At 59.9% G+C, this 4,218-nt stretch carries 1 protein-coding gene and 1 tRNA gene; both read left to right on the top strand.

Annotation, left to right across the window (positions count from 1 at the left end; genetic code table 11):
• Nucleotides 1–170 precede the first annotated feature (170 nt).
• Nucleotides 171–251, top strand: a tRNA-OTHER gene (locus tag PMN64_RS42275).
• A gap of 557 nt (nucleotides 252–808) precedes the next feature.
• The coding region (locus tag PMN64_RS42270; RefSeq protein WP_411785040.1) for a DUF4011 domain-containing protein at nucleotides 809–4,218 on the top strand (3,410 nt) is incomplete at its 3' end.

Raw genomic sequence — 4,218 nt, 5'->3', positions numbered from 1 at the left:
AGCAAGCGCCAATCGTCTTAGGCTTGGCGGCGCTATGGGCTTTCGTACGCGACTCAACTACGCCTTGAATGTTACTGAGCAGGTCAAAATCACGTACTGGCGTTGGCTAGGACTCTTCCTTCGCAAATTTGAGTGGTTGCGGGAGCTCGCAACACCGATTGATAGAACAAGTCGTTCCGCGGTTGGCAGCAGAGAACCGTTGTATCCTCCGAAGGCAAAGGTCACACGTTCGAATCGTGTCGGGTGCGCCATCGTTCTCGATGACAGACGAGGCCAGCTCTTCCCTCGAATTGTCGCAGTCGGGCTTGCACAAGCCAATCGCTGACGCCAAACAAGAGCGTCCAGAGCGCTCCCTTCGAGGGAAGATAGGCGCGGCATCTGATGAAGTTGGTCGCGATCGGCGCCCAGGAGCAAGTTCAAATCGAGGGCTCGCAACCACCGATTCGTGTAGTTGATCGAATGCCCGCTTCCTAGGTTAGCCGCCTGACAGCGCACTTCCCGGAACCAACGTCCAGAACGTACAGAATATCTTCTAATCTGTTGATTTTGCTGCTGTGAAGCGCACTTCCGCTCGCGAGGCTAGCACCTGCCTATAGCCCTCGGCGGGCGCATTCCCGACAGAGCGCATTATTCCATTTTCCGATGCACAACTCCGGAATACGCTCGAATTGCAGAAGTGACCTGGCCTATATTGCTAATTGCGTGAAGACATTCGTGCGCAGCATGCCGAGGGGCGTACGCGGTTCAGCTTCGCGCATTTTATCAATCCTGAGACGTTTTTTTGTAACTTAGCATTTTGGGGCAGAGGTTGGAGCAGACACGGGCTGAGGGATCGGCGGCGGGAACGCTGAAGGTAGTTTGCACCGCCGCGGACAACATCAATGTTGCCTTTTATCAGAACGCAGTTCCGATTATCCGCGAACTGGCGCTCGAAAATGGTGAAGGCCGCGACCTGAGGGAGCTTTTGGTGCACCTCGCGTCGGAGCCCGCGTTCATGACGCCGGGGGTCTGGCGGATTGAACGAGTTGAGAACGGGGCGACTCATCATATCCGTAGCTTGGACCTGAAGCTGGATCCGGCGTTCCTTGTTGGCATCAATGCGTCGCGGCGGGCCCAGCTGCGCATTCGTGTAGAAGCGGCTGGCGAGACCCTTGTCGAGAACGCTATCGAGCTCAATCTGCTGCCACCGTCGCACTGGGGCGGCGTCAATGCCGCGCCCGAATTGTTGGCTGCCTTCGTCAGACCCACCGATCCCAGCGTCGACGTCATCCTGCGGGAAGCCTCGGGCAAGCTCGCCGCGGCCGGACGGGACGATGCGATGGACGGCTATCGCAAGAAGACCAAGGCCAGGGCCTGGGAGATCGCCGATGCTCTTTGGGCGGCACTAGTTTCTCACTCGATCGCCTACGTTCTTCCACCGAAGAGTTTCGAACGTTCAGGCCAGCAGATTCGTGGACCGAGCGAAATCCTTGCTCGCAAGGTCGGCACCTGCCTGGATCTCACTCTTCTCTATGCGTCCTGTCTCGAACAAGCCGGCCTCAATCCGGTGCTCGTCCTGACCGAAGGCCATGCTTTCGTTGGCGTGTGGCTTGTGGATGAGGACTTCTCGAGCCTAGTGATCGATGACCCGCAGATGCTGCGCAAGCGCGTGCAGCTCGAGGAGATGGTGCTGGTCGAGACGACACTCCTCACCGGAGCGCATCCAGGACGCTTCAAGCAAGCCGTCGATGCCGGCGCAAAACTAATCGCCGAAGACACAACATCACCGTTCGAACTTGCCATCGACGTCAGGCGCGCGCGGAGTGCCAAGATTCGGCCGCTCGACCTCTCCGGTTCCGGCGAGCCGACCATCACACCGGCTGGCGCACCTTCCATCGCCCAGGAAGTCGGTGATGTTCCGAAATTCGAGGAGGATCTCGACAAGCCACGCGAACCCATTTCCGAGCGGAACCTGGATCGCCTCGAGATATGGAAGCGCAACCTCCTAGACCTCACACTGAAGAACCGCCTGCTGAACTTCAAGGACACGAAATCCACCATCTCGATCGATTGCCCCGATGCGGCGATGCTCGAGGATAAGCTTTCCGGCGGAGACCGCTTCAAACTGCTCGGCAGAGCGACCGTGCTCGACGGCACCGACGGGCGCGACGCCACCCTGCTCGCGCAGCGGCGGCACGACGACGCGCGCCAGGATTTCATTAGAGAGGCCATGGCCCGCAGCGAATTGCACACCGCCGTTCTGGAGGCCGACCTTGAGGGACGCCTCACCGATCTCTACCGGGCCTCCCGCCTCGCTTTTGAGGAAGGAGGCGCAAATATCCTGTACCTGTGCCTCGGCTTCCTGAAGTGGACACCGCAGGAGGGCGCCGGGCCCTACCGCGCACCGTTGATCCTCGTTCCGGTTCAGCTTGAGCGCAAAAGTGTGCGTTCTGGCTTCCGGCTGGCGCTGCACGAAGATGAAGCGCGGTTCAATCCGACATTGCTGCAGATGCTAAAGCAGGATCACGACCTGTCGATGCCCGAGCTTGAAGGAGAGTTGCCGCAGGACACCACAGGTGTCGATGTCGCGGGGATCTGGAAGACGATCAGACGCCATATCAAGAGTATCAAAGGCTGGGAGGTCACCGAGCAGGTCGTTCTCGCGACACTGTCCTTCACGAAGTACCTGATGTGGAAGGATCTCGTCGACCGCTCCGATATCCTGAAGCGGAATCCCGTCGTCCGCCATTTGATAGACACCCCTACCCACACCTATGACGGATCGGGAGCCGCCTTCGTCGCCGAGAACACGATCGACCAGATCGTAGATCCGGCTGACCTCTTTACGCCGTTGTCGGCCGATTCCTCGCAGGTCGCCGCCGTTCTGGCCGCGCAGCGCGGGGGCGATTTCGTGCTGTTCGGCCCGCCGGGTACAGGCAAGAGCCAGACGATCGCGAACATGATCACCAATTGCCTTGCCCACCAGAAGACAGTGCTGTTCGTGTCGCAGAAGACGGCGGCGCTGGAAGTCGTGAGGCAGCGCATGCAGGCGATCGGCCTGGGCAATTACTGTCTCGAGGTCCATTCGACGAAGGCTCAGAAGTCGAGCGTGCTCGAGCAGCTCGCCACCGCCTGGCGTGAACGCAATGTTGTTACCGAAGAGCATTGGTCCGCTGCCGCCAGCGAACTGAAGCGGCGGCGCGACCAACTGAACAAGCTTGTTTCCGCGCTGCACCGGCGTCGTCCCAACGGGATGACGGCCTACGAAGCCTTCGGACGCGTCGTCGCCGATCGCGAACGGTTTCCGGATGTCGGACTGACATGGCCCGCTGGGGCGATGCACTCCCCCGAAGACCTCGCGAGGATGCGCGAGATTTGCGCAGATATCCGCACTGCGCTCGAGGCCATCGGCGATCCCGTCGACCATCCGCTCAAGGGCATCGAGCAGACCCGCTGGAGCCCGGCCTGGGTGCAGTCACTTCAGCAATTGGTCGAGCGCCTCCATCTCGCGTTGCATGAAGTAAGGGCCGCCGCCGACGATCTGGTGTCGTCGGTCGGGCTCGACGGCAACGCCAGCGACGATGCTCTCCTGCCGCAACTGATCAAGCTCGTCTCACTGATGCTGCACGCCGATGCCGCAGACGGCGCGCTTTTGCTCTCCGCCGACGCACCAGAACGTGTGAATGCACTGTACGATCTTGCAGACGTTGTGGGCCGAGTGACCGAAAAGACCTCGGAACTCTCTGACCGTTACGATCTCAGAGCTGCATTGCTTGACGTGCAATCGCTCGAGCGTGAGTGGATGGATGCGAGTGCGTCGAACTTCGTCGTGCGAAGCGGCCGGAAAAAGAAGGTCAGACTGGCACTGAAACCATACTGCTCGGGCGAGATACCCGACGATATCGGCCGAGACCTCGTAGTGCTGCAGGATCTTGCCGTCCTGCTGCGCGAAATCGAGAACATAAGGCCTCGCTTCAAGGGCATCGAGCGCCTATGGCGTGGGCCGCAAAGCGAGGTGTCTCGTTTCCAAGGACTGATCGACTGGGCCGCAAGCGTACGCGACGCGGTCGATGCCTATCCGATCGAGGGCATGGCGCCGGATCAGCTGCTCTTGCATGTCCAGGATTTGTTGCTCCGCGATAACTCTCGCTTCCGACCCAGCGGGCAGGTCCGCCATGCATTCGAAACGATGTACAGAGCATTTCCGATGATGCACCGGACGGCCAAAGAGCTAGGTGT

It is taken from the genome of Bradyrhizobium sp. UFLA01-814 (assembly GCF_046718885.1).
Taxonomy (GTDB): Bacteria; Pseudomonadota; Alphaproteobacteria; order Rhizobiales; family Xanthobacteraceae; genus Bradyrhizobium; species Bradyrhizobium elkanii.
The sequence above is the reverse complement of the archived record's forward strand: the minus strand, read 5'-3'. Positions and strand labels throughout refer to the sequence as shown.